At 38.9% G+C, this 25,635-nt stretch carries 20 protein-coding genes; 6 read left to right on the forward strand and 14 right to left on the reverse strand.

Translation table 11 applies throughout. The annotated features are described in order from the left end of the window. Positions 1–61 precede the first annotated feature (61 nt). From FNW02_RS20335 to FNW02_RS20345, 3 genes are all read right to left on the reverse strand, one after another. Positions 62–661 carry a gamma-glutamylcyclotransferase gene (locus tag FNW02_RS20335; protein ID WP_191759322.1) on the reverse strand — a complete coding sequence of 200 codons (600 nt, stop codon included), beginning with the start codon at positions 659–661 and terminating at the stop codon, positions 62–64. 331 nt (positions 662–992) lie between these two features. Further along, the gene (locus FNW02_RS20340) at positions 993–1,874 is read right to left on the reverse strand and encodes a hypothetical protein (RefSeq protein ID WP_191759323.1); all 882 of its coding nucleotides are present in this window, start codon (positions 1,872–1,874) and stop codon (positions 993–995) included. Positions 1,875–2,409: 535 nt separating this feature from the next. Next, positions 2,410–2,913 carry a hypothetical protein gene (locus FNW02_RS20345; protein ID WP_191759324.1) on the reverse strand — a complete coding sequence of 168 codons (504 nt, stop codon included), beginning with the start codon at positions 2,911–2,913 and terminating at the stop codon, positions 2,410–2,412. A 455-nt stretch (positions 2,914–3,368) separates the two neighbouring features. On the opposite strand from FNW02_RS20345, the gene FNW02_RS20350 reads away from it, so the two are divergent. Further along, positions 3,369–4,622 carry a glycoside hydrolase family 10 protein gene (locus tag FNW02_RS20350; RefSeq protein WP_191759325.1) on the forward strand — a complete coding sequence of 418 codons (1,254 nt, stop codon included), beginning with the start codon at positions 3,369–3,371 and terminating at the stop codon, positions 4,620–4,622. A gap of 70 nt (positions 4,623–4,692) precedes the next feature. On the opposite strand, the gene FNW02_RS20355 is transcribed toward FNW02_RS20350, so the two are convergent. The 5 genes from FNW02_RS20355 to FNW02_RS20375 form a co-directional block, all read right to left on the reverse strand. Then, positions 4,693–6,180: a site-2 protease family protein gene (locus tag FNW02_RS20355; protein ID WP_191759326.1), complete on the reverse strand. Its 1,488-nt coding sequence runs from the start codon at positions 6,178–6,180 to the stop codon at positions 4,693–4,695. 142 nt (positions 6,181–6,322) lie between these two features. After that, positions 6,323–7,609: a bifunctional phosphopantothenoylcysteine decarboxylase/phosphopantothenate--cysteine ligase CoaBC gene (gene coaBC / locus FNW02_RS20360; protein WP_191759327.1), complete on the reverse strand. Its 1,287-nt coding sequence runs from the start codon at positions 7,607–7,609 to the stop codon at positions 6,323–6,325. Positions 7,610–7,708: 99 nt separating this feature from the next. Beyond that, positions 7,709–7,921 (reverse strand): protein IsiD, encoded by a 213-nt coding sequence (gene isiD, locus FNW02_RS20365; RefSeq protein WP_162399252.1) that lies wholly within the window; start codon positions 7,919–7,921, stop codon positions 7,709–7,711. Between the two features lie 156 nt (positions 7,922–8,077). After that, complete coding sequence (locus FNW02_RS20370) at positions 8,078–8,692, reverse strand: alpha/beta hydrolase (protein WP_191759328.1); 615 nt, start codon at positions 8,690–8,692, stop codon at positions 8,078–8,080. Positions 8,693–9,174: 482 nt separating this feature from the next. Continuing rightward, complete coding sequence (locus tag FNW02_RS20375) at positions 9,175–10,404, reverse strand: glycosyltransferase family 4 protein (RefSeq protein WP_191759329.1); 1,230 nt, start codon at positions 10,402–10,404, stop codon at positions 9,175–9,177. A 238-nt stretch (positions 10,405–10,642) separates the two neighbouring features. Between FNW02_RS20375 and FNW02_RS20380 the strand changes: the two genes are divergently transcribed. The 4 genes from FNW02_RS20380 (at position 10,643) to FNW02_RS20395 (ending at position 14,800) form a co-directional block, all read left to right on the forward strand. Next, the gene (locus FNW02_RS20380) at positions 10,643–11,440 is read left to right on the forward strand and encodes a glycosyltransferase family A protein (RefSeq protein ID WP_191759330.1); all 798 of its coding nucleotides are present in this window, start codon (positions 10,643–10,645) and stop codon (positions 11,438–11,440) included. A 433-nt stretch (positions 11,441–11,873) separates the two neighbouring features. Continuing rightward, the gene (locus FNW02_RS20385; protein WP_191759331.1) at positions 11,874–12,893 is read left to right on the forward strand and encodes an Npun_R2821/Npun_R2822 family protein; all 1,020 of its coding nucleotides are present in this window, start codon (positions 11,874–11,876) and stop codon (positions 12,891–12,893) included. A gap of 78 nt (positions 12,894–12,971) precedes the next feature. Next, a complete protein-coding gene (locus FNW02_RS20390) occupies positions 12,972–13,919 on the forward strand; it encodes a glycosyltransferase family 2 protein (protein ID WP_191759332.1) in 948 nt (315 codons plus the stop codon). Positions 13,920–13,975: 56 nt separating this feature from the next. After that, the gene (locus FNW02_RS20395; protein ID WP_191759333.1) at positions 13,976–14,800 is read left to right on the forward strand and encodes a class I SAM-dependent methyltransferase; all 825 of its coding nucleotides are present in this window, start codon (positions 13,976–13,978) and stop codon (positions 14,798–14,800) included. 9 nt (positions 14,801–14,809) lie between these two features. Here FNW02_RS20395 and FNW02_RS20400 read toward each other — a convergent pair whose 3' ends face one another. The 4 genes from FNW02_RS20400 to FNW02_RS20415 all read right to left on the reverse strand — a co-directional run bounded on the left by FNW02_RS20400 (position 14,810) and on the right by FNW02_RS20415 (position 19,124). Further along, the gene (locus FNW02_RS20400; RefSeq protein WP_191759334.1) at positions 14,810–16,042 is read right to left on the reverse strand and encodes a glycosyltransferase; all 1,233 of its coding nucleotides are present in this window, start codon (positions 16,040–16,042) and stop codon (positions 14,810–14,812) included. 149 nt (positions 16,043–16,191) lie between these two features. Then, positions 16,192–16,947, reverse strand: coding sequence for a hypothetical protein (locus FNW02_RS20405; protein WP_191759335.1), 756 nt, complete (start codon positions 16,945–16,947; stop codon positions 16,192–16,194). A gap of 42 nt (positions 16,948–16,989) precedes the next feature. After that, positions 16,990–17,742 (reverse strand): chromosome partitioning protein ParB, encoded by a 753-nt coding sequence (locus FNW02_RS20410; protein WP_225225786.1) that lies wholly within the window; start codon positions 17,740–17,742, stop codon positions 16,990–16,992. A 2-nt stretch (positions 17,743–17,744) separates the two neighbouring features. Then, a complete protein-coding gene (locus tag FNW02_RS20415) occupies positions 17,745–19,124 on the reverse strand; it encodes an AAA family ATPase (RefSeq protein ID WP_191759336.1) in 1,380 nt (459 codons plus the stop codon). Between the two features lie 507 nt (positions 19,125–19,631). On the opposite strand from FNW02_RS20415, the gene FNW02_RS20420 reads away from it, so the two are divergent. Next, entirely contained in the window at positions 19,632–20,516 is an 885-nt protein-coding gene (locus FNW02_RS20420) for a ParA family protein (protein WP_191759337.1), read from the forward strand. Positions 20,517–20,626: 110 nt separating this feature from the next. Here FNW02_RS20420 and ileS read toward each other — a convergent pair whose 3' ends face one another. Beyond that, a complete protein-coding gene (gene ileS / locus FNW02_RS20425; protein ID WP_191759396.1) occupies positions 20,627–23,542 on the reverse strand; it encodes an isoleucine--tRNA ligase in 2,916 nt (971 codons plus the stop codon). Between the two features lie 242 nt (positions 23,543–23,784). Then, positions 23,785–25,485, reverse strand: coding sequence for an AIPR family protein (locus FNW02_RS20435; protein ID WP_191759339.1), 1,701 nt, complete (start codon positions 25,483–25,485; stop codon positions 23,785–23,787). Positions 25,486–25,635: the final 150 nt, after the last annotated feature.

Raw genomic sequence — 25,635 nt, forward strand, 5'->3', positions numbered from 1 at the left:
CTCTTAGCCGAGCCAAAAAACAAAGATTCTCTTGATAAGTCCAGCGTCACCTTTGCAACTCTTACGCAGATCGTAATATTTGCGTGTCTTGATAGCGCTGTTGTAACTGGTGCATGTGGTTAAATAAATGCCAACAATATTCTTCTGGTAGTCCGCAGGTGATAGCACCTCGTAAAACAACATTAAAGTACCAGTCGCTCGGCGCAGCTTCTTCTGTAAGCTTGTTAACCACTACATAGGTGCGAACATTTTTGTATATCCGATCTTGGCAGTGAATATCTATTGATTCGTGACGATAGACATTTTGGGAAACACCTTCACGTTTATCCAAGTATTCACTCAGCCGCCAGGGTAACTGATAAAGTACACCTTTGACGCTAGCTTTGGGGTCTTTCACTACATCTAGAACACCACATTTACGCAGATCAGAATAAAGATAAAACCCAAGCCGATAGCTTTTGAGGATTCCAGTCCCGATGACGTAAGGGTGAGTGTTTTCGCCAAGCGATCGCTTCAAATCCACCGGACACATACAAGAGCCATAAGCAAAATAGTAGAACATCGGTTCTTTTTGTTGCTTTTGTAGCAGTTTCAGCTCTAGCTTTGCAGGATTATGAGATTGTACCCAACGGTGGTGTGAGTATCCACTTTGATGGCTCATCTATCGCCGGAAGTATTTACTACAAGTATAATACTACCATCAACTACCAAAAAAATACAACTAAATTCCGATAGTTAAATCGGAGTTTAAATTTGTATGGCTTTCAAAAAGACTGAATGGCGCTTTTTTATGACTCTAAATAAATCCTTGTAAAAACCCAACAATTAACGTTTAATGCTGGGTTTCGCAAGCAGACACCCAGCTGAGTGGTCTGTCGCAAAAGTTTTGAGAGTTAGTAGTAAGGACTTTAGTAATCAAGGACTAAAGTCCTTACTACAAACATATATAACCATCAAAATTAATGAGATAGAGCGTATCGATCTCTAAATTATCATTGTGCGTTGCTTATAATCTGATTCCAGACTGCGATTACTGCTCGTAACCTCCTTGGTAGGTGCTCTTGAGAAATATCGTTGTACTGAACCGTACCCTCTTGGCTGGTAAGGGTATAAGTGATGAAATCAGCAGAACCGCTGGGTGCTGGATAACTGAGATTCTTGAACTCACTAAATTGTCTTCTCTTTAGTAGTCGCTCAAACCGTTTTACCTGTTGCACAGAAACGCGGCGAACACTACGCTCAGAATCATTAGCATCACCAATCCGCACACGAATCAAGCGCCCGTCATTGAGTAAAACAGTTTCGTATGTTCTACCAGCTATACCTCCACTAGAAATTTCCCGAAACACTACACCTTGGTCTAATGGTGGTGGTAACTCACTTGCGGGAATTGGTACAGGGGCCAGTTTAGTTTCACTAGCCTTTTCATTTAGCCTGATTACGGAACCTCTTTGAGAGGTGTGATAAACCAAACTTTGGTTAGCAGACCCAACAACCACATGCCAACCTGGTACTAAAGCTTGGGTACACAATTCATCAGCATTAGCCAATTCTAAACAGCCATTGTTCCAAGTTCGCTCTTGAGCTTCAGTAATAGTTAGTTGAGAAATTGGCAGTTGCAAACGTACAGAGGCGGCTCGTAAAACAGCGTTTTTGACAGATTGTGGAAAATTTGCTGGCAGGTTGCTAGTAGGATTCTTTGTAGAAGCTAAGCGCAAAGAATTCCCAGTTTCTAACGAGAGATTTGCAGAAGCAGCGGAGGCAGTTTTAATTAGAGTTAATCCGCTACCAACAGACAAAATAACAGTCAAAAACCAAGCAGTGACAATTCGTCCTTGATTGCTGGTATGATTGCCTTTCAAGAGATTTTTCATAGTAATATGATCCAGATTTAGGATTAGCTAGTAATCAGCATATATTTAGTCAAAAGCCAAAGTGCTAATAACTAGCAACTAACGGCAAAAAGCATTGCAGGATGGAAGTCAATACTACTTGGGGTTTTGCATTTTCAACCCGAAATTTGATTTGGGGAAAAGGTTAAAGGTTCTTTCCCCTTTTCCTGCAAAACCCGACAAGTATTGGAATGGAGTATAAAATCTGGTTTTTCCGATTTAAATCTTTGTTAACTTATCGGAAGTGACTTCGGGATTTATGCAGTTATGCAGCAAATCTACATTTATTGGTATTATTTATCTGATTTAGTAATACCTAAAAAAGTACATGCTACCAAAACCGAACTAGCTGGGACTAAATTGGCATCTGTTTTTAAAGGCTGATGTGCTGATGTATAGTATAGACGCGGATTTACTGATTATTTGTTCCTTAATATTTACAGAAAATTAAAAAATTACGTAAATACTCTGTATTAAATAATATTAAATTTATCTTGCGATTTGGATAAAGTCGGGCTTAGGCGCTAATTGCTTGCTGTTCAGATTCAATTAATTGATTACTTGGTACATCAAATCTAATAGTGCTAGCCGCCCAGTCTTTGAAATCAGGTGCTAGCCAGACTAACTTACGAAGAATTTCATCATTGACCCACAACACTAAGGGGAACCGAAACTTTTTCCGAAACTCATTTCGGATGAGATTGGTACTGATGATTAGTTGATTAATTGCTACTACAGACTCTAAACCTCTCACCATCAAAGCTTCGGGTTGAGTATCACCAATTGTAGTTACTAGAGTCGTGTATAGTGTCTCAAGCTCAGGTGTAAGCAGAATGTCTTGGATGTTAGCTGGTGAAAATTCTGTCAATGAATTCAGTATTTGCTGCTGGGTTGTGACACAGTTACAACATGCTAGTATCAGTGAAAACTCTCCAGATGATACTGTCATTGCTCTTGCTAGACGCTCAGTGGCCGCTGTGGTGCTAACGTTGCCATCTTCTGAATTACTTAGGCTGATCATTAAAAATCCTGCTTTTATTTTAAAAATAGCTGAGTAATATCCGCTAATTTATTAACTTTTGTTTACAAAGTGGATCTATGTAATTTGCATGAGATTTTCTCTGTAATACTTAGCATAATCCTACGCATCAGCTAATAAGCGAAGATATTGTGTATTATTCCACATCTAAAGTTAAGGGTTAATGTGGAGGTAATATCAACTGAGTATGGATCAGAGAATACAGGGAAAAATTAGCAGTAAAATTATTACCGTATCCTTGTTTAGATTGTCACATATAAAGGCGACACAGTAGCTATTATCTTAACAATGTCAAAATAAATACTATACAAAGGCTTAACAATAAACTTCAGGAAGTGAGAGAAAACTTATCTGGCTATTGGTTGATGTAGAGCGAGAACGCAACTTATATGTACACATGCCAGTCATTGTTCATAATTTGATGATCTCTGTAGCAAATGATGAAAAGGTTTGTAAAGTGGTGTGTTGAGCTTCATAGTTGGTGGAATATTCGCCAAAACATAAAGCCGAGCTTGTTTGCCGTCATAGTGACCTTGAGTATGGTGGCTACAGTGATGCTATCGTTTCCGATAAACGCTCAAACTGTTCCTCAGAGAGCATCATCTGAGTTAAGAGGTGTGTGGTTAACAAATATTGATAGCGATGTGCTGTTTTCAAGCGATCGCCTCAAGGGATCATTGCAACGCCTTGATGAACTCAATTTTAATACTATATATCCAGCGGTTTGGAATTGGGGCTATACACTGTATCCCAGTAAAGTTGCAGCCAAAGTTATTGGGCGATCGCTTGATCCCACACCCGGACTGCAAGGGCGAGATATACTTAAAGAAATTGTCGATGTCGGACATCAAAAAGGCTTAACAGTCATTCCCTGGTTTGAATTTGGCTTTATGGCACCAGCGGATTCTCTATTAGCGAAAAATCGTCCTCAATGGCTTACCAATCGCAGCAACGGTACGCGGATTATTAAAGAAGGGACACATAATCGCGTTTGGCTAAATCCCTTTCGTCCAGAAGTACAACAGTTCATCCAAGATCTAATTGTTGAAATCGTCAGAAACTACGATATCGATGGAATTCAATTTGATGATCATTTTGGCTTGCCATCAGAATTGGGATACGATGCCTATACAGTCGCACTCTACAAAAAAGAACATCGTGGTAGAGCGCCCTCCAAAAATTATAAAGATCCAGAATGGGTGCGCTGGAGAGCTAACAAAATTACCGACTTTACAAAGCGGGTATTTAAAGCTATCAAAGCCACTAAAAAAGATTGTCTCGTTTCTGTTGCGCCTAATCCTCAACGTTTCTCCTATGAATTCTTTTTAGCAGACTGGCAGAAGTGGGAACGTCTGGGAATCATTGAAGAACTGGTTTTGCAGATATATCGAGATGACTTGAATGTCTTTGTCAGCGAATTAGAGTACCCAGAAGTGAAAGCAGCAAAAAGCCATATTCCAGTGAGTATCGGCATTTTGGCTGGGTTGAAAAATAGATCTGTGCCAATGCAACAGATTCAGACACAAGTGCAAAAAGTACGCGATCGCAACTTTGCTGGGGTATCATTCTTTTTCTATGAAACTCTCTGGAACATGAGCAAAGAAAAGCCCCAAGAGCGTCAGGCTGGCTTCCAGAAAATCTTTCCCACACCAACGGCTTATCCAAATCTGCTGGCGGGTTGGAAACCATAGGGTAATAGGAGTAGGAGTAGGGGAGAGAGCACTTAATGACAAATGACTCCTATCTCCTGTCTCCTACCTCTTAACCCCCAATTCCTAAACGCCCAGCTAAGGCGGGAGTCAAGGGTAAGAGCGTGGTAATCATCAAGAATAAAGCCAAAAGCCCCAAAGCAGCTCTGGCATCATCAGGTTCAGTAACTTCATTTAAGCTGGGGCGTTCTGGATCTCGTTGCAAGAAGAAAATCACGATCGCCCAGTACATGGCTAGAACATTACCGAGAGATACTAATGCTAGTAAAATTAAAGTTGCGATCGTTGCCCGTCTTGCAGTTTTGCGTCCATAAATTGCTTGGACAATGCGACCACCATCTAGTTGTCCTGCGGGCATTAAGTTCAAAGCGGTGATTACTAACCCCAGCCAACCAATAATCACTAGGGGATGAACACTCACTAGAGACGACTGTAAACCAGAACCAAGTACAACCCGCGCTAAGCTTCCTACTAAAATCGAGCCTTGGAAAAACTGATTGGGCAATTGAAATAAACTGCCTGGGTGAGAAAGTAGCAAGCCAGTTATCAACATTAATAAAGAAACAATACCACCGACTGCTGGCCCTGCCAAAGCGATATCAAATAGAACCTTGCGATTAGGCAACAGAGATTCAAAACGGGTAATTGCACCAAAAGAGCCAATTTGCACAGCGGGTAGAAAGAAGGGCCAGCTGAGACGGATTTTGTGACGCTGAGCAAGTAACCAATGACCGATTTCGTGAGCTACCAAAATCGCAAATATACCAGCGCCTATAGGTAGAGCTTCTTGAAACCGTCCAGGATTGGCAAAGAAATCAAAATTCAGCACTAACCCGGCGGCTTCTAGACTAGTGGCAATAGTTGCTACCAACAGGATACCTGCAAAGACTTTTTGCGATAACAACATCGGACGGGGATCATTGCGGCTCGGCAGGACAATGATTACAGGTTTGCCGTCTGTGTTTTCTACTAAAAACAGGCGATATTGATCACCAAGGCGTTGCTGCAAACTTGTAGTTAAACGATTGTGAACCTCTTCTGGTTCTCCCCGCAAATTACCTTTAAAAATAGCTCCATCTTGGTAAGCGATCGTTTCTGTGGCAAAAAACGTATCAATACCAAAAATACCTTTAATTGCATTTAAGTCATCATCCGGTATTGGCGGTATTTCAGATTTTAATTCTGCAATTACTGCTGACTCTGTAGGATTTGTCTCAGACGAAGAATCAGCATTGAGCCTTTCTGTGGCTCGCTGCTTGAGCAGGGCATCTTGACCAGCTGTGCGTAGCTGTCTTCCCAAATATATGTATAGACCAGCAGAACCAACCACCAAAAACAATATACCAACTATATTGATGTAAATCCCGGCTGCAAACAATCCAAAAAATAGCAACCAGGGAGCCATTAACACCACCGACTGTAACCAGGCTAAGACTCCCAGCTTACCAAAAGGTCTGGCGCGATAAAAGCCCCAGCCCAAAATGCCGAAAGCTACCAGCAGTATTGCTGCAAGGATAGAAGTTTCTGATAAAGTAGACATCTCCAAACCTTTGCTATTGAGATCAAGCCAGAACAAGTCCGGTATTGCAGATACATTTATTAATTTATAACGCCGCCTGTAATCTGCCCAAATTGGAGACAGGCTATCGTACTTTTGGTAGAATACGAAACTATCTATTGACCTAAAAGCTTTTGACAAAATCAAACAATTGATGAGCCATTTGTAATTTAGAACAGGGTGCAATTTCTACCTGACGCCCTTGCTTGTCTAAAAAGATTGCCTGATTAAGATCGCTGCCAAAACCAGTTTCGGGTTGATCGATGGGATTGGCAACAATAGCATCCAATTTTTTACTCTGCAACTTTTCTAACGCAGGTTTGATAATATCTCCAGTTTGTGCTGCAAACCCAATTAACAGCTGATGCGGTTGTTTGAGTTGTGCTAATTGAGCGACGATATCTGGTACTGGTTCTAGAGGTAGGACTTGGGGAAGCGATCGCTTAGGCAATTTCTCTGTACTATAATCTCTGGGCTTCACATCTGCTACAGCTGCCGACATCACAATGACATCAGCGTTGGCTAAATACTCCTGCATTACTTGCTGCATTTGTTCGGCACTAACGACAGGAATTGCTTGCACTCCCAATGGTACATCCCAATTAGCTGGGCCATGCACGAGGGTGACACTTGCGCCTCGGTGGAGTGCAGCTTGCGCTAAAGCCAATCCCATTTTACCCGTAGCAGGATTGCCAATAAATCGTACTGGGTCAAGATACTCTCGCGTTCCCCCAGCACTAATTAACACTTTTTTACCTGCTAAATCTCGTTTACCTTGAGTATGCAACAACGATTGGATGTAAACCAAAATCTCTGGGGGTTCTGCCATCCTACCAGCACCGACGCGATCGCACGCCAATAACCCCGACGCTGTATCGACACCATGATATCGACTATCTGTTAATAACTGTTGCCAATTCCGCTGCACTGCTATTTGTTCCCACATATCCGTATTCATCGCTGGAGCCAACAGCACCGGACAAGTAGAAGCTAACACAGTATTTGTAAGTAAATTATCAGCCATACCATAGGCTAACTTTGCTAGTGTATTAGCTGTTAAGGGGGCAATTACCAATACATCCGCCCATTCACCTAACTCAATATGTAATGGACGGGAGTGAGTCGGTTGCCAGAAATCATCATCTGTGTAAGCGGGATGACGGGATAGGGTTGCTAAAGTTAGAGGCTTGATAAATTCTTGCGCCGAACGAGTGAGAATGACTCGAATTTCTACACCTGTTTTGAACAGCGTCGAAACTAGTTCACAAACTTTGTAGGCGGCGATACCGCCGCCTACGCCAATTACAACCCTTTTCAATTTTGGATTTTGCGAAAAGTTGTAAGGAGGGTTTCCCTCCGTGGCAAACTTTTCAAGACGGATTTTTGATTTTGGATTAAGTGGTAATGGCATTATAAGTTTCAGGCAACCAAGTAATACATTTAACCCTGATCATCTCTGATTCTAGCCAGTTGACCCAATCTAAAATCTAAAATCTAAAATCTAAAATTGTTATGCTTCATCGTAGGGTTCCAAGTCTAGGAGGTAGATGTAGGGTTCAACTAACTCTGGACGCTGAAATGCGATCGCTCGTAGTAGATGCCAATCATTCAAACCCTCAAAAGCATTACTGTAATTATCCAGTTCCAAACGTGTAGCCAACTGTTCTACTTCTGCCGAAGTCATGGCAGCAATTTCTTTCTTGGAAATGCTTAGAGTTGTCATAATGCTTGCCCCTCCCTTATGCAGCACTCGCCTTCAGCATGGGTGAAATTGCGCTATTACGCAGCCACCCAATATATATTACTCATTAGAAGGCGTGGATTTCGTGAAATTTTTCAGGATTTATACTAGAATTTATAAAAAATTTGTAACGTTTGACTAGTTAATTGCATTCCCGACAAAATTCCGTACTACCTCTAACATTTGTGGCTGGATTTCATGCCCCATGTCAAATTCGTGATATTCCACTGCCACTCCTTGGGATTCTACAGTCTCTCTGGCTTTTAAGGCAGCTTGCAGTGGTACAACTTCATCATATCTTCCATGCGTGATTAAAATCGGCGCAATACTACTTTGAGTTACTGTTCCTGCACCAGGATGTAAATATCCACTCATCACAACTAAACCAGCCAGGGGCAAATTTAATCCTACATCTAAAGTCATCGCTCCACCTTGTGAAAATCCACTCAAAATGGTGCGTGATAGAGGCACACCAGTGCTAGTCTCTAAAGATTGCAACCAATCTACTAACAGTTGCCGACTTTCTGCCAAGCCCTGATACATATTTTCCGTTCTCAGGTCATACCATGCCCTACCTACAGGCGAATGGGGATGAGGATAAGGAGCATTAGGAAACATAAACTGATAATCTGGTAGGTTGAAAAATGGCAATAAAGATGCCACATCCTGGGCATTTGCACCCCAACCATGCAAAGTGACGATTAAGCCTGCGGGTGGCTGAGAAGTTGCGGGAGGAACGGTAATAAATTGCAAAGACAGGGGTTTGCTCCTTAAATCTTACTCTTCTAGTAAATCCTATCTCTTCAACAAGCAGAAAATTTGATTACACAAGAATTATTTTCATCTGGATGCTGTCGCTTTTAGGCAAGATTTTGATTCAATAGAAATTATTGTCAAGTGTTTATAGAAAAGCCAAAACAAAAGGTTTTAATAGAAAATTAATGCTTACTTTAATTAGGTTAGCAAAAACCCATATTTAGTCAGATCCCCGACTTAAGAAACAACTGGCAAATAGGGGGTCTGACCCCCTAATAGTTAAACAAACTTATAAAAAGGCGTTGGGAAAACCCATTCCTTCTCGGTAGGTGATGAAAGACGCCTTTTTAGGCCGTTGACAGTTGACGGTTAATAGTCAACTGTCAACAGTCTTTCGTGTTATCCACTCATAAAAGGGGATGGGATGAGCTTAACAAATCACCATAAACCATGAGACTTCGGAGATTCACCAATTTTATTTACCCGTTACTATCTCCGCCAAGACAAACTTGTTCATAACTTCTACCAGCGATATCCCAAGTAAATTCCGTTTCTACCAGTTGTCTGCCGTTGTGAGATAATTCAAAGCGCAGATATGCATTATCAAACAGTTGACTAATAGTAGTGACGTAATCGGCTGGCTTGTTTGCTCGTAATGCCCGTAATAATTTACTCGCACCATCTACAGATAGTCCTTCTAAGCCGCGATCGCTTGCCACTACAGGCACACCTGCTGCCATTGCCTCTAAAGTTTTATTTTTAATGCCAAACCCAGTCCGCATTGGCACAACGCAGATAGTTGATTTGTGTAAATACTCTACCATCGAAGGCACACGCCCAGTCACATTTATTCCCGGTTTTTCTTGAAGTGCTAAAACTTCTGGTGTTGGATGAGAACCGACAATATCGAAGGTTGTTTCAGGATAATATTTTTGGATTTTTGGCAAGACTTCATTGCTGAAAAAGCAAACAGCGTCTATGTTTGCCAAATTATCCATTGCGCCAATAAAAATTAAGCAATGTCCTCCTGGATCAACGGTACGGTTAGGGAAAGAAACCAAATCCACGCCATTAGGAATGACTGTAATTTGACTATTTGGGTTGAATTCTTGTAGTTGAATTTTATCCTCTTCGGTTGTAACTACAATTTCCGAGAATTTAGAACAGTAGCTTTGTTCATAACGACGCAGAAGCGGTAGATTAATTTTGTCTCTGAGTGCATTTTCAGAAATACCGATTGCTAGTTGGTTACGACAACTACCGTAAACAGAACTATGAACATTGACTATGGTTTTTAACTGTTTGTGAAAATGCGATTGTACATAAATTTCGTTAACGCTATGTTCGCAGGTAATCACATCACATTTTCCTAGCTGCACAAAGTTATCAACCCAGGCTTGCATCTCGACTGAATAGCGGTTGAGTACACTTGGTGGCGTCCCTTGTTGTAGAAATATGCCAAAGCGCTGGATTTTCTTGAGTATTCCTGCGGTGGTTCCAGAATTTGGGGGGCGCTCAAAAACCACTAGATGATCAACACAATCGCGCAATCCCGCTATTTCGGCGTCTGTAACATTGTCATCGCGTTGAGTGACAAGGGTAATAGCATGGCGTTGACTCAGATACTTAAGTAAATTAAATGTCCTCACTTGAGTTCCGCCACGCGTTGGCGGATAGGGAAAGGTAGAAGATAACATTAAGATGTTCATACAAGTGATATCTAGTACGTGGTACATACACCATGACTTCATTCCAGGCTAGATGTCATCACAAATATCCCTTATATATTATTCGGAAAATTTTTATAAATTAAAGCAAACAAAAAGCTGGTTAGCTATTGAATCACAATAACGGTAAATTTACTGTATAGTTCCACCTAAAGTGTTGTTTTTACATAGAAGCCTAGGGCAAAATGTAACCATATTTAGACCAGACAGGAATATCAAGATGCTTGTTTTTATAGTTCCAGTCAAAAGCAAATATGTTTCTACATCATGGGAAACTGTATCTAAATTATTTGAAAGATGTGTAAAATCAATCTGTAACCAAACCGTCAACGACTTCAGAGTGATTGTTGTTTGCAATGAAAAGCCTGAGATAGAATTTAGCCATCCTCAGATCACATATATTGAGCATAACTTTGAACTACAAGGCAAAGACTGGAAAAGCAAACAGTTAGATAAACTATCAAAATTTACAACGGGATTAATCTATGCGCGGCAACTCAACCCATCTCATGTTATGTGTGTTGATGCTGATGACTGCGTAAGCAAATATTTAGCAGAGTTTGTTAATAGTAATCCTCAAGCCAATGGTTGGTTTATCAAAAAAGGCTACATTTATAATGAAGGTAGTAAACTCATACGTGTTATGAGGAAAGGTTTTGATCAATACTGCGGAACAAGCAACATAATTAGATATGATTTATATAATGTACCTGAAATTGTCAATGCTATATGTGATCATGAATATACACAATATATTTTTAATTCCTATCGTCATCGTGACATAACAAGTACTCTGGCAAAAAAAGGAACACCGCTTGAACCTCTACCTTTTCCTGGTGCTGTTTATATTAAAAATGGTGAAAATATTTATTTTGGAGTTGCAAACAAAAATAAAGCACTACCGCTAAAATCAAGGCTTTTAAGAATAAAAGCTTTATTAGATTATAGATGGATGGCACAATCAACTCATGAAGAGTTTAGTTTGTATAAAATTAATAATATCTCACAATTGGCGTAATCAATCTAAGATTCCCGACTACTTTAAAGCAGTTGGGAATCTTGGGAATTCCTTAGCCTTGACGAATAAGGTAAAGAGAAAGCTACTATTAAAATGTTTATTTAATTGAATATCTGGGAATCCTAGCAAATAGAGCAACCAAAAAAACTAGGACTTATGCACTGAAGGCTGAAACCTAGATCCCCCATAGCCCCCCTTTTGAAGGGGGGAATTTATAAAGCCCTTTTTTAAGGGGGTTGGGGGATCTGAGTGCGTAAGTTCTGAAAACATCAAATTTTTTGGTTGTAGACTCATTTGTGGAGTATATTTCATGATTCAAGCTAGTCTACCTACCACTTTAACAGGTATACATGCTTAATCATGTCATCCCCAAGTTGTTTATATAATTTCATTGCTAAAACAATTTATCACTTAGAAAAAAGGATTTTGTCAAATGGAATCTTTCGGTATTTACACCCTTGCGAATGATGTAGTCTATGATCAATTAGTAGCTTTGCTAAATAGCATTGAGATGAATGTTAATGCAGATATCCCAGTTTGTATTATTCCCTATGACGAACGACTAGACCGAGTTAAGCAAGAAATTAATTCTCGAAAGAACGTAATATTGTTTGACGATTGGGATGTGATTCAACGCTGGGAAGAATTTGCTCACCAAGTTTGGGCGGTTCATCCCAGAGAAAGAGAGACAAAAGCATCACGTCCTAGTTGGTACAAAAGTCATTTGCAAAGAAAGTTTGTCGCTTTTGAGGGTGTTTTTGAGCAATTTGTATTTTATGACGGTGATAGCTTAGCGATGAAGCCAGCCACCGATGTAATTGAAAAGCTAAACAAATACGATTTTGTTTTTGATGATTGGGAACATCTTAAGAATAGAACTGTAGCGGCTTTAGATATTTCGGTTATAGAGAAAACTGGGCTATATAAGGAAGCTGATATTCGTCCTAAGCTGCATTGTTCTAGTTTTTTTGGGTCTAAGCGAGGATTATTTACTGCTGACGAAATTCAAGTAATGAAGCAGCAATTAATTGACAAAAGAGAAATTGAATGGATTAATGGACATGGATGGTGGGATGATGCTTTTTTGTTTAATTACATGACTTTGCGGTGCGATCGCCCACTATTCAACTTCACACTTAGCCCTAATGGTCAAGATAGAACTGGCAACTGTGCCAATGCTGATCCTTTCGTAAATATCAATAATGTTCTTTACAATCAAGATGGATTAAAACCCATTCATCGTATTCACTACATGAGCTATTCCTCTAGTGATTTTGCTCGTTTATCTCAGGGAGAAGATGTCAACATTCTTTACAGAGATGAGTTTTTATACTATCGTTTTCTCAAACAGCCAGAACAAAGACCACAACAGCTAAAACCACCAAGTGTGGCGTCAAAAACCAATCGATTTATCAAAAAGACTATCAAGAAAATTCAAAGAACTATCGCTTGAATTTAGCAGTATGGTGGTAAATTACCGCCATACATCTAGTTTTTAATTGATACTATTACAGTAATTTCTATATAAAATATGTCTAAAATTAGTGTTTGTATTCCTACTTTTAATCGTGCCTATCTCCTACCTTATGCCATTGACAGTGTACTTAAGCAGTCTGAACAAGACTTTGAATTAATTGTCTGTGATGACGGTTCTGGCGATGGTACAGCTGAGTTAATGTCACAGTACACAGATAACCGTATTAAATATATTCGTCATCCGCAAAATATTGGCAAAAGCAATAATATGCGCTCTGGCTTTGATGCTGCAAGCGGCAAATATTTTATGAAGTTTGATGACGATGATAGACTAACAACTGACTTTTTAGCACGTACTACTGCAATCTTTGAACAAGACTCTAGTATTGATTTTGTTGGTACAGATCATTGGATAATCGATATTAATAATGTCCGCGATCAAGAGAAAACTCAGGAAAATTCTCGTCGCTGGGGTAGGACAAATTTACCAGCAGGTATCGTAGACAATTTGCTAGAAGTTGTATTTATTCAACAAAGCTTTCAAATTGGAGCAACATTATTTCGGCGTCAAACCTTGCAAGAATTAGGATTTATGTTACCCAATTTGCAAAATTGCGAGGATAATGATTTGTTCGTACGGTTAGCTTTAGCTGGGAAAAAAGGTTATTACTTACCAGAGTTATTAATGGAATATCGCTATCATGCAGAACAGCAAGGTATTAATCGAGCTATTCCTTATTTATTCGATAAAATGCAATATTTAGAAAGTTATCACTTTGATTCACATAAATTGGAGAAAATCCGAAAAAATCGTCTTGCTGAAACACAATTATTATTAGGTTTGCGTTTAGTCGAAAAAGGTGAAACGCCAAAAGGTAGAGAATTAATTTTGGCAGGACAGTCTTTTTCAACTACTAAAGCATGGACTGGTTTAGGTCTATCGTTATTACCAGTTGAGTTACGAAGTAAGGCGTTTAGCGTGCTGCGACAAGCAAGAGGTTAAAATTACCTGATAAAACAAAATATGAGCTTCTCAATTTAAAAGTAAATAACTGAATTATGCTAGCACCTAAGATTATACCTTCTAAGTTTTTTATCTGGAACCAAAAGTACAAAGCACCTGTGGGAGCTTCATGGTGGTATCAATACACCAATTCCAAAATTACTGGAAACAATTTTGCTTGGCGTAATCGCTATAACCTACCTGGTGAGTTAATTAAACAGATTGGGCCTTTTGGTTTTCAAATGAATAGCCTGACACGCATCTTTGAATATCCCTGGTGTTTTTTCGTCACACCTTTAGAACCAGGTATGCGTGTAGTCGAAGTTGGAACTGGAGCTTCTGGTTTTCAATTTGTATTAGCTCAATGCGGACTTGATGTTACCTCAGTTGACCCTCTTATTAATCCTAGCGAAAAAGTAGATTGGATATTTACTATTGAGCAGTTTCATAAATTGAATAATGTTTTTGGTGGTAAAGTTAAATTTATTCAGGATTTTTTACAAAATGCCAAGTTGAAGAGTAATTATTACGATCGCATCTTTTCTATCTCTGCAATTGAACATATTCCATCAGAAGAGTTACCATCATTGGCGAAAGAAATCGAACGCCTGATAAAACCTGGTGGCTGTTTTATAGCAACAATAGATTTGTTCTTAGATTGTTATCCATTTACCAGTAAGCCTTCCAATAAATATGGTTCTAATATTTCAATTAGTTCTTTAGTTGCACACTCAGGATTAAAGCTTAAAATAGGTAATCCTGGAGAATTGTACGGCTATTCTGAGTTTGAACCAGACAATATTCGTCAGCGTTTGGATGAATTTTTAGTTATTGACAACGTTCTTACACAGTGCATTGTGCTAGAAAAAACAGTCTATTAGATAACTTCTTCAAAACAGTTTGTGGATAGCCTTTTTCACTTTACAACTAACTGCCTCCCAAGAGTATTCTGCTTGTACTAATTCATAGGCAGAACGAGCTAGTTTCTCTCCCAAAAAAGGATCTGTCCAGATTTGACATACTCCTGCAACTAACTCCTCTACCTCTCTAATTAATAGGTGTTCCCCATCTTCAGCGTTGATTCCTTCAGCACCCTTAGCAGTACTAACAACAGGACAACCAGCAGCAAAGGCTTCTACAATTTTCAGGCGCGTACCTCCACCCTGAAGTAATGGTACAAGCATGACGCTAGCAGCAGCCAAATAGGGTCGGACATCTGGTACACTACCTGTAACGATAATTCCAGGCGATCGCTTGGCAGCATCCAGCATAAATTGAGTGGGACTGCGCCCTACTAGCAGTAAACGGCTATCTGGGTAAAGCTCCCGCAGCCGGGGATAGATTTGGTTAATCAGTAATTCAGCCGCCACTGTATTAGGTGAGTATGAAAGCTGACCAAGAAAAAGTACATTCCGCTTCGTATTCTCCAATCCCGTCTCTGGGCTGTATTCACTGGAACGTACACAGTCGTAGTGGGCTACATTGATGCCATTAGGTACAACGTGAGTGGGCGATACTTGTCCGTAAAACTTGTTTATCAAGCTCACATCGTCTTCGCTGCATACCCATACTTGGCTAACTTGTTTAGTAAAGTCGCTTTCAATGGACTTGAGATGGTCTAGCTGAATCTTGGCTTTTAACTTTGACTTTAAACCCTGAACTGCATGGTATCTCTGCTGCCATAGAGATGCTTCCACATTATGGTTATCGAAGATAATGTGACATTTATGTTTCTTGACCACGCTCAAGTAAGGATACAGCCATACCTCCTCAAGAATTACAACATCAGGCTGAAATTTTATCAGAGTTTCGTCTAATTCTTGAGCAGCAGTTTTTGTATAAGCCCAATCTGCATCTGGATGTCTGCGAGAGTTCAGCCACCACAACCGACTTTCTAAATTTTCCCAGTTTGACCGCTGTTTGGCAAAGTTGGAGTGTTTCCATAGTTCAACCCCAGGTAAAGACGTGCTTTTAGGAGTCCAGTTGGAGGCTGAAAAAACGGCAACTGGGCCGAATTTCATCATAATATTGATGTTTTGCCAGGTACGTAAACTTGCTCCACCCACAGGTGGATAAGGCACTTCTTTTGTAATGAATAAAGTGCGAATCGAGGAAGTCGTCACTTAAGTATGTCTCCAATGATTACAAGTTATGTGGGAATGCGTAGACTATATATGAGAATTCCTCACGCAAAGGCGCAAAGAAAGACTGCAAACAGTAAGCAATGCTCCACAATTATGTAATACAAATACTCAGTTAAGGGTTGGCGAATCTACCTATTTTGTGGAATAGTTGGGGTAGGTTGATAAGTTTGGCTGAATCTTAGTTGATTAATCACAAAGAATGTAGTAAGAGCTAAGGTAATGGATACGGCTGCGATCGCTAAACGATTAGCCTTCCAAGAGCCTAGTTTTCCTTGTGTATATGCAGTATTAACTATATTTACTTCTCGCTTAGCTTCTTCCAAAATTGATTGGAGAGCATTTATTTGTTCATCTTCTAGTTCTGAAAATCTATCTTGCCTAAAAGCATTTTCTAGGATTTTTACCTTTTGTTCTGAAGATACCTGAGCAAGTTCTCTCCTGACAACCTCAAATGGATTACTTTGCCTTACAGGTTGTGAAGATGGAGTTGGAGATTTTGGTTCAAAATATTTTTGAGAAAACCTCTCTAGTTTCTCATACTTGGCTGGTTGTGAGGATGGAATTGGAGAAATTGGCGGCTGAATCGGAGTATCTTGTTTAATCTCCTTTTTAGTAAAACTATACGAGGTATCTTGCTGTACAGGTATTGGTGATTTAGTTTGAGATTTTTGAGGTTGAGATTGGATACGCTGATTATTACCTATTTTATTTGTTTGAAATGACCATTTATATTCACTATCTTGGACAACCATATTCTTCAATGAAGAATACAGGTAGTGATTTACTTCCCGTCTCTCAACTCCTAGCATTTCAGCAATTTTTACTGCTCTTAGCGGAGTACCACGCTTTAATATTTCAAGTATTTGGAATTCTAGTTTATCCATATTGACCCAGAATTATTATTACAAATTAGCTAGAAGTAAAGTTTAAATAAATAAGATGCGTGACCAGCTATCAACAATGTCTACCATTTTATCGCCACTTATACCTTTAACCTGTTTTTTGCCACTTGCAACCTTTACTCTTGCTAGTACATCTTTCAGAGATTCAAATTTTTTCTTAGTACGTTCTTTTTCGACACTTTCAGCCACCTGAACGGCTTTTTTATCAGTAAATCCAGCAGTTCTTAATCTAAAAGTCAATTCTAGTAAACTTAAACTATTAAATGCATCTAATGGTGTAACTTGTTTTGGTATCTGACTTTCAATCAGCTTGAGAGTCTCGTATAACTTCTGTCTTTCTTGTCTTTCTTGTGCCAGTTCTAACCTTAAATCATTGATTTGCTTGGCAAACAAATGAGAATTATTATTTGTTGAAATCGATTTTGAATTAGTTGTTTCAATTGGAGTCTTAATTTCTAGTTTTTCGACCGAATCAAATTTTTTAAACGCAGTTACTTGTTTAGCTATTTTCTCCTCACTTTTGGATGAAATTACAAAAGCATTGACCATTTCGCATTGACGAGAATTTTTTTCTCTCGCTTTGACAGCAGCATAATATTCTAGGTATCCATCTACTACTGTATAAGTTTCTAAGCCCGTAGCTTTTAAAATTAATGGTCTGATAATTCCTCCGCTTTCTATAATCATATCAGCAAGGCTATTTACAGCATCATCTGTAAAGTTGGAACGAGAAACTTCACAAGTAATATTTTTAACATCTACAGTATAAAACTCCATTATTAATTGACCCCTATTTTTTGTAAAACTTCTTTAGCTAACATCTCAAATTCCATAGCGGATTGTTGAGCATTAGTTTTTAAATCTGCATATTTAATAATTGATCTTGGATCTGGATATTCTAAATCTCCAACTGTTATTGTATTATTCATACATTCTGAAAGAGCAGTTCTATCATAAATAACTGCTTCCATTAAAGGGAGATTATAGCGCTCAGATATAGTACTTCTTTGTCTTGGAAAAGTATACTGCAAAAATTTAGAATTAGTTGAAATTTTAGAAGCAAGAACTCCTATTATATTAATAGGTTCCTTGCTCATAAGCCCTCTGTATTCATTAATTTGCTTAATAAAGTTTTTAACGGTTGGTAAGCCTTGGTTGGCAAATGGTTTTAAATCCGAAGGAATTATCAAATAATCAGAAGCAATTAGGGCAACTTCAGCATAATAATCCCTTGATGGAGGTGTATCAATAATTACGATATCATAATGAGTTTCTATAATTTTGAGCTTAGAAATTAGCCTACTTCTGCTAACTGCTATTTTGTTTAGTTTATCTTGTTTATCGATCAAGTTAATATGTGAAGGAACAACATCTATTTCTGGATCATTAAAATAATTAGACTGACGTAAAATTTCTGGTATGAAATTAAAATCTGCTGATTCTAATAAATGAGAAATATTTTGCTCTCGCAAATCATCATCTTCTTCAAATTGAAATTTTATTAAGCCTGTAGCAAACGTAGTATTTGCCTGAGAATCTATATCAATCAAAAGTACACTTTTACCTTTTTTTCTCAATGCAGCTGCAAGATTTACTGCAACGGTAGTTTTACCAACACCACCTTTATTATGATAAATCGCAATTGTTTTCATTGAATATTGCCTCTCAGTTTGAAAATTTAAATTATTTTCCGATACTTGTATCTGTGAATTTTCTGTCAGATGTTCTTCTTTTAGGCTGTCTCTACCAATAAAGTTTTTAATTTTATCTATCTTTTTCTCGACTTCTTTTCCATAACACTGAAACACTAGCTGAACATCATTTTTAAATTTCTCATAAATTCTGATTTCTTTGCCATTAGTTAGCAGCCCATACCTTACATTCAAGCTTGTTAAATAATGCCTGAGTCGGAGGACGTGATTATTTAAGTTTTGTTTAGGATGCTTCGCCTCCATGACGACACTCAAGGGTGAGTTGGCATCTAAGACAAAGGGAATTACTTGCGCTGCAAATGCTAAGAAGTCTAAGCGGATGCTACCAAGGGCAACTTCTTGATGCCAGGTATCAGGAGTATACCCTAGCTGTGGTAGCAAATATTGCACTATGAGTTTGCTTTCAACTTCGCTTTCATTACGACACAGCTCAGGATTAAAAAGCAATATTTTTTACCTCTAAAAAAATAAAAATATTGGTAATAAAGGGATTTATGTTTGATTATGGCATGGCGTTAATTGTCTTGAGTAATAAAAAATACTTATAAAAATTTAATAAATTCATAATATAGGTAGTGTTTCCACTGAGAATTTAGCTATTTCTGAGAGCTAGCCATGTTCAAAAGTATTAGGCTAAGTAAAAGCTAAATGCCGTAAGGACACACATCATCTGTGTATCTCTACCAACGACATGTGAGCTTTAGTATAAGTTCCCGACTTAAGTTCACAGGTTAGATAAGTGTAGACGTATACTTCAGAGGAACAGGTTTTTTTCTTTGCCAGCGTTGCATAATTAAGGCCGGGTTGCTATATAATCTGACTGCCTCAATTGAGGAAACATGACTGAGAAGACTCTTTTAAGTCCGCGAAAATATTAAATTTAACGGAAGTTTCAATTGTTCAGCAGGGGTGTACGCTACCTAGATGGGAAGGCGTCATCAGAGGAATTAACCAATGGGATATGTAATTGCTACTGCAAATATGAAAGGTGGTGTGGGAAAAACTACCCTCACCGTCAACTTAGCGACTTGTTTAGCAAAAAATCATGGTAAGCGGGTGCTTGTCCTTGATTTAGATAGCCAAATTAGTGCCACACTCAGTCTGATGTCGCCTTTGGATTTTGCCAAGCGTCGCAAACAAAGACTGACATTTAGATATCTGATAGATGAAGTTGTCAATCCAGAACCAAATGCAAAACTGACGATTCAGGAAATCATTCAATCTCAAGTTTGTAATCTACCTGGACTAGATTTATTACCAGGAGATATAGACTTGTATGATGAATTTGTTGTTTCAGAAATGCTGCATCAACAAGCAGTTGCTTTGGGTGAACAGGATTTTGAAACGATTTGGAATCGCTTTGAAAGAGTTTTGATTAATAACATCTTAAAATCTGTTCGCCAAGATTATGATTTTATCCTCTTGGATTGTGCGCCTGGTTATAATCTATTGACTCGTAGCGCTTTAGCTGGTAGTGATTTCTATATACTTCCTGCTAAACCAGAACCTTTATCTGTGGTGGGTATTCAATTACTGGAAAGACGGATTGCTCAATTAAAAGACAGTCACGGGAATGAAACCAAGATAGATATAAAAATGCTGGGAATTGTATTTAGCATGTCCAACGCTAACCTGCTCACTGGCAGATATTATAAACAAGTTATGCACCGCGTTGTTGAAGATTTTGGCGTAGAAAAAATTTGTAAAACTCAAATACCAGTTGATGTCAATGTTGCTAAAGCTGTTGATAGTTTTATGCCAGTTGTTTTAAATGCTCCCCAATCAGCTGGTTCTAAAGCATTCTTTCAGTTAACTCAGGAGTTGTTGCAAAAGCTGTGAAGAGTGCTGAATAGAGACGCGATTAATCGCGTCTGTGCTGAAGCGCGGTAGCGGGGCGTTTAGCCCGTGCTGAGTGAGGAGTTATGAGTAAAACTCCTCACTTTTTACTTCTAGAACTCTCCGGCTAAGGCTGCAACGCAACGTTCGCAAATTAGGGGATGTTCTGCTGATTCTCCCACATGGGTGGAGTAGTTCCAACAGCGATCGCACTTTTCCCCATCTGCATTTACTACCCCAATTCCCCAGCTATCTGATTGCAAGTTGTATTTCAACCCTTGCAGTTTGTCAGGAGAATCTAACACTTCTACTTGGGAGGTAAGGAATAGATAGCGGAGTTCATCGATACCGTTACCGATGACTGGATTTAGGGCTTTTACTGAGGAGCGTAATTGCTCATCAGCTATATATAGCAAAGCTTTCGCTTCCAAGGAAGAACCAATCAGTTTTTCTATTCTGGCTTGTTCTAGCACCTTATTTACATCAGTGCGAATCTGCCGGACTTGTTGCCAAAATCCTGCTATTTCTGGATTACGCCATTTTTCTTCTATCTGCACCCAACCGGCTTCAAACACCGATTTGTAAGGTGTTTTGTAGGGGAGATATTGCCAGATATCTTCGGCGGTGTGGCATAGTACTGGGGCGATCGCTCGTGCTAAATTTTCTAAAGCTATCTTCAGCACTGTTTGACAACTGCGACGGCGAAAAGCATTCGGGGCGCTGATGTAGAGTCTATCTTTGGCAACATCTAAATAGAAGTTGGACAAATCCACGACGCAGAAATTCTGCACTGTTTGGAAAAAGCGGAAGAATTGGAAACTGTCAAAGGCTTCCGTGACTTCCTGAAACACCTCGGTGATGCGGTGCAACATATAACGGTCGAGTTCCGGCAAATCCTCTAAAGGGACTGCATCTTTTTCTGGGTCGAAGTCATGCAAGCTACCTAATAAGAACCGCGCTGTATTGCGAATCTTGCCTCTGACATCGTTTAGTTGCTTGATGATGTTTTTACCTATGCGGACATCAGAGGAATAATCTACCGATGATACCCACAACCTCAGTACATCCGCACCATAAGGCGGTTCTGCTTTTTGATTTTTTCCGCCTTCAATGATTATATTTGGGTCAAGCACATTTCCTTCTGACTTGCTCATCTTCCGCCCTTGTTCATCTAAAACAAAGCCGTGAGTTAAGACAGTTTTGTAAGGCGCAATGCCATTGACCGCTACACTGGTAAGCAAACTTGACTGGAACCAACCGCGATGTTGGTCGGAACCTTCCAAATACAAATCAGCGGGGTAGTGTAACTCTGGACGCTGCTTTAATACAGCCGCCCAAGATGAACCAGAATCAAACCATACATCCATTGTGTCTGTACCTCTGCGGTAAGACCGACCATTATTTCTGTAAGATTCTGGTAACAACTCAGCTATCGACAATTCCCACCAAGCATCGGAACCTTTTTCGGCGATAATTGCTTGGACGTGGTTGATAGTTTCTTCATTTAGCAGTACTTCTCCAGTTTGTTCATCGTAGAAAACGGGAATTGGGACACCCCAAGCACGCTGACGAGAGATACACCAATCAGAACGTTCTGCCACCATTGGCGTGATGCGATTTTCACCTTGAGCTGGAATCCATTTTACTGTAGCGATCGCCTTTAACGCTTCTTCCCTAAATCCCTCCACCGAAGCAAACCATTGTTCAGTAGCGCGGAAAATCGTCGGTTTTTTCGTCCGCCAGTCATAGGGGTACTTGTGTTGGTAAGGTTCCTCCTTCAACAAAGAACCAACCACCGTCAACGCATCAATTACCGCTTGATTCCCATCACCTAGCACATTCAACCCAGCAAACTCACCCGCCTCTTGGGTGAAATTGCCATTGTCATCAACAGGCGCAAGGATAGGCAAGCCGTAACGCTGACCTACAATGTAGTCTTCTTGACCATGACCAGGTGCAGTATGTACCAACCCAGTACCCGACTCAGTTGTGATGTAATCTCCACCCACAACCACCGGACTTTCGCGGTCAAACAAAGGATGACGGTAAGTAGTATGTTCTAAATCTTTTCCTTTAACTGTGGCTTTTACGGTTAACTCAACTTCCAATGTCGAAGATAAACTCTCCACCAAATCAGCTGCGACGATTAGATATTTGAAATTTATCTCGCGCAAAGGCGCAGAGGCGCTAAGATTACTTTGCGTCTGGGCGTCTGGGTGTGACACTTCCACTACCGCGTAATCCAAATCTGAATTCACCGCCACCGCCAAATTCCCCGGAATCGTCCAAGGCGTAGTCGTCCACACAGCTACACCCAACTCTGAGAGATATTCCCCCAAAACTGGTTTTACACCCTCAGTCAAACCTGTGATTCGGAAAGCTGCATAGATACTGCGAGAGGTGTGACCTTCTGGATATTCTAACTCAGCTTCAGCCAAAGCAGTTTTAGAACTAGGACTCCAGTGAACAGGTTTCAAACCACGATAGATGAACCCTTTCAAGAACATCTGACCAAACACACCAATTTGCGCCGCCTCATATTCCGGCTGCAAAGTCAGATAAGGATGCTCAAAATCGCCCCACATCCCAAAGCGTATACAACTTTTGCTTTGATCTGCTACTGCTTCGAGTGCAAATTGTTTAGCTTTTTGCCGCAATTGTAAAGGCGTTAAGTTTTGCCGTTCTGCTGACTTCATGTTCTGCAAAACTTTCAGTTCAATAGGCAAACCGTGACAATCCCAACCGGGGACATAGCAAATCTTATGCCCTTTTAGCAGTTGGTAGCGATTAATAATATCTTTAAGAATTTTACCCAATGCATGACCACTATGAAGTGAGCCATTAGCGTAGGGAGGCCCATCGTGCAGTATAAATAATTCGCCGGGGTTTTCTTGCGAGAGGCGATCATAAATTTTATTTTCTTCCCAAAACTTTTGGATTTCCGGCTCACGCTTGATAGCGTTTGCTCGCATATCAAAGTTAGTCTTGGGTAGGTTTACAGTATCTTTGTAACTTCCAGTTTCGGTCACAGTCTCATGCCTAAGATTATAGGTGCAGATTTTACTAATTATAGAAGATGGCATGATTTTAGATAAAACTGTTCACTGTAAATAACAGCAGATGCAAAGAAAAGAAAACGGTTCTCGAAGTCAAGTTCCCTTCAATATCCAGTTGGCCCTAATTGAACTGAAAGGAGTACAGTTTTTGGCTTTTCTGGAAAATCAAATAGTTTTAAATTTGAATTACCATCATGTTCTAATTGCTATTGAGCTTACTTAAAACAATTATTGATAGCATTTGAAAATCCTACGGTTTTTGCTACTGCACGATCATAGTCTCCATTGACAGCCTGATCAACAATATTGATAGTATCTAATAATACATCTCTGCATTGATTCTCGTCCCATAATGCTTGTTCTAGTGTTTCACAATATTTAATAAACTTATTAGATGTTATATCAGGCATAATTTTACCTGAAACTTGTATTCTTAGAATATTAAGAATGTAGTATTTAAATGGACTGTATTTAGGATCTATTAGTCTTTTTCTAAATAGAGCATCTAAACAAAATTTTGCATAGGCACTAACGTAATATCCTATTGGGTGATGAGAAGGTAAAAATATTTTTTCTTTGGTTTCCTCTTGCAACCTTGTATGGTATCTACCTGCATTTTGAGCTTGGTCTAAAAACATAGACGCAAAGCATCTCATTTGAGAGCGTATATCTACTATTATTATTTTTTCAATATCATCTATTCCATTAAATTGCCTTGGTCTTCTTTCGTAGTAAAGCCGTTTTTCCTCTGGTATAGAATTATAGTATTCCTCTAATTTTTTTTGAAAGTCAGTTAATGCTTCAAGCTCCTCTAATTTAACAGGTGTTTGTCTATTGTTAGCTTTAATAATGTTATTTTTTAGTTTACTATCTCGATCTAAAGCAATTACTTTAATTGGTATACATAAAGAATCATCTATTGATTCTCGGCTATTATATAAAATGTAACTGGTTTGGCATCCATTAACGATTTGATAATCTTTAATAGTAATTAAGTCTCCAATAACATCAACATATTCAGCAACAATAGTTATACCGTTGTTATATAATACAAAAAACTGACGCTCATCAGATTTTATCGTTGCTTCTATTTCTTGGTTTACATCATTTTCACCTTGAAAACCTCTTACGTTATCATAAAATAGGCCTCTAATTAGATTGTCATCATCATCAGTAATTAATTTCAAGTATTCGCTTGCTGGTAAAATTGCAATATATGCTTGGTTGATATCTTCTATTTTAGGAATAGTAGCGCGTCTTTCAAACTTAATTTGTCTTGATATTTTGTTATTTGCTAATCTATATAAATTCTGAATGCCATTAGCATCAATAGGATTAAATGTAACCCTTTCAAAAATCTCCATATCATCAAGTCTTTTTCTCAAACCCTCAATAGTTACCTTTAAATGTTTATCATCAAACCACTTGCCAGTTGTAACATAGTATAATTTACATATGGGCTTCCTATTTTTGAACAGACTACTTTTTTCATATATCAATCCCATTAGTTGAGACTTTTCTCTGATCTGAGCATTGGCTGGTAACTCAGATTCTTCATTAAAGAAATCTGTAGATCCTAATAAGAATTTAGCGATTTCACCTGCATCAAAACTACTACTAGTTTTGGATTGAATTAAGATAAATTCAACATCTAAATATTTATTTCTTTTCTGCAAATCCTCCAGTTCTTCTTTTGAGTTAATTAAACTACCATTAACAATGATTGCAATGCCATCTAAGGCTTTATCACCACTGCCTCCGACATGGATTTCTTCGAGTCCAAATTGATAATTATATTCTTTGGAAATAACGTAATAATTAACAAAATGCTCAAACAGGTCTGATTCTTTTAAATCTTCTGAGAAAGACTGTTGTTTTCTGAAAGTATTTAGTAAACCAACTGTAATTCTATCCATAAGTAATAAAACTCTATTTTATTTGTTAAAATTATACAACATTTTAGAGTTTATTACTTAACATAGACTTTTAAAAAAAAATACAATAGTTAGTTGTAATGGTGTGTCACAGCTAAGTGTTTTGTAGATGGATTGTCAAGGGTAAAATAT

It is taken from the genome of Komarekiella delphini-convector SJRDD-AB1, from assembly GCF_014831675.1.
Taxonomy (GTDB): domain Bacteria; phylum Cyanobacteriota; class Cyanobacteriia; order Cyanobacteriales; family Nostocaceae; genus Komarekiella.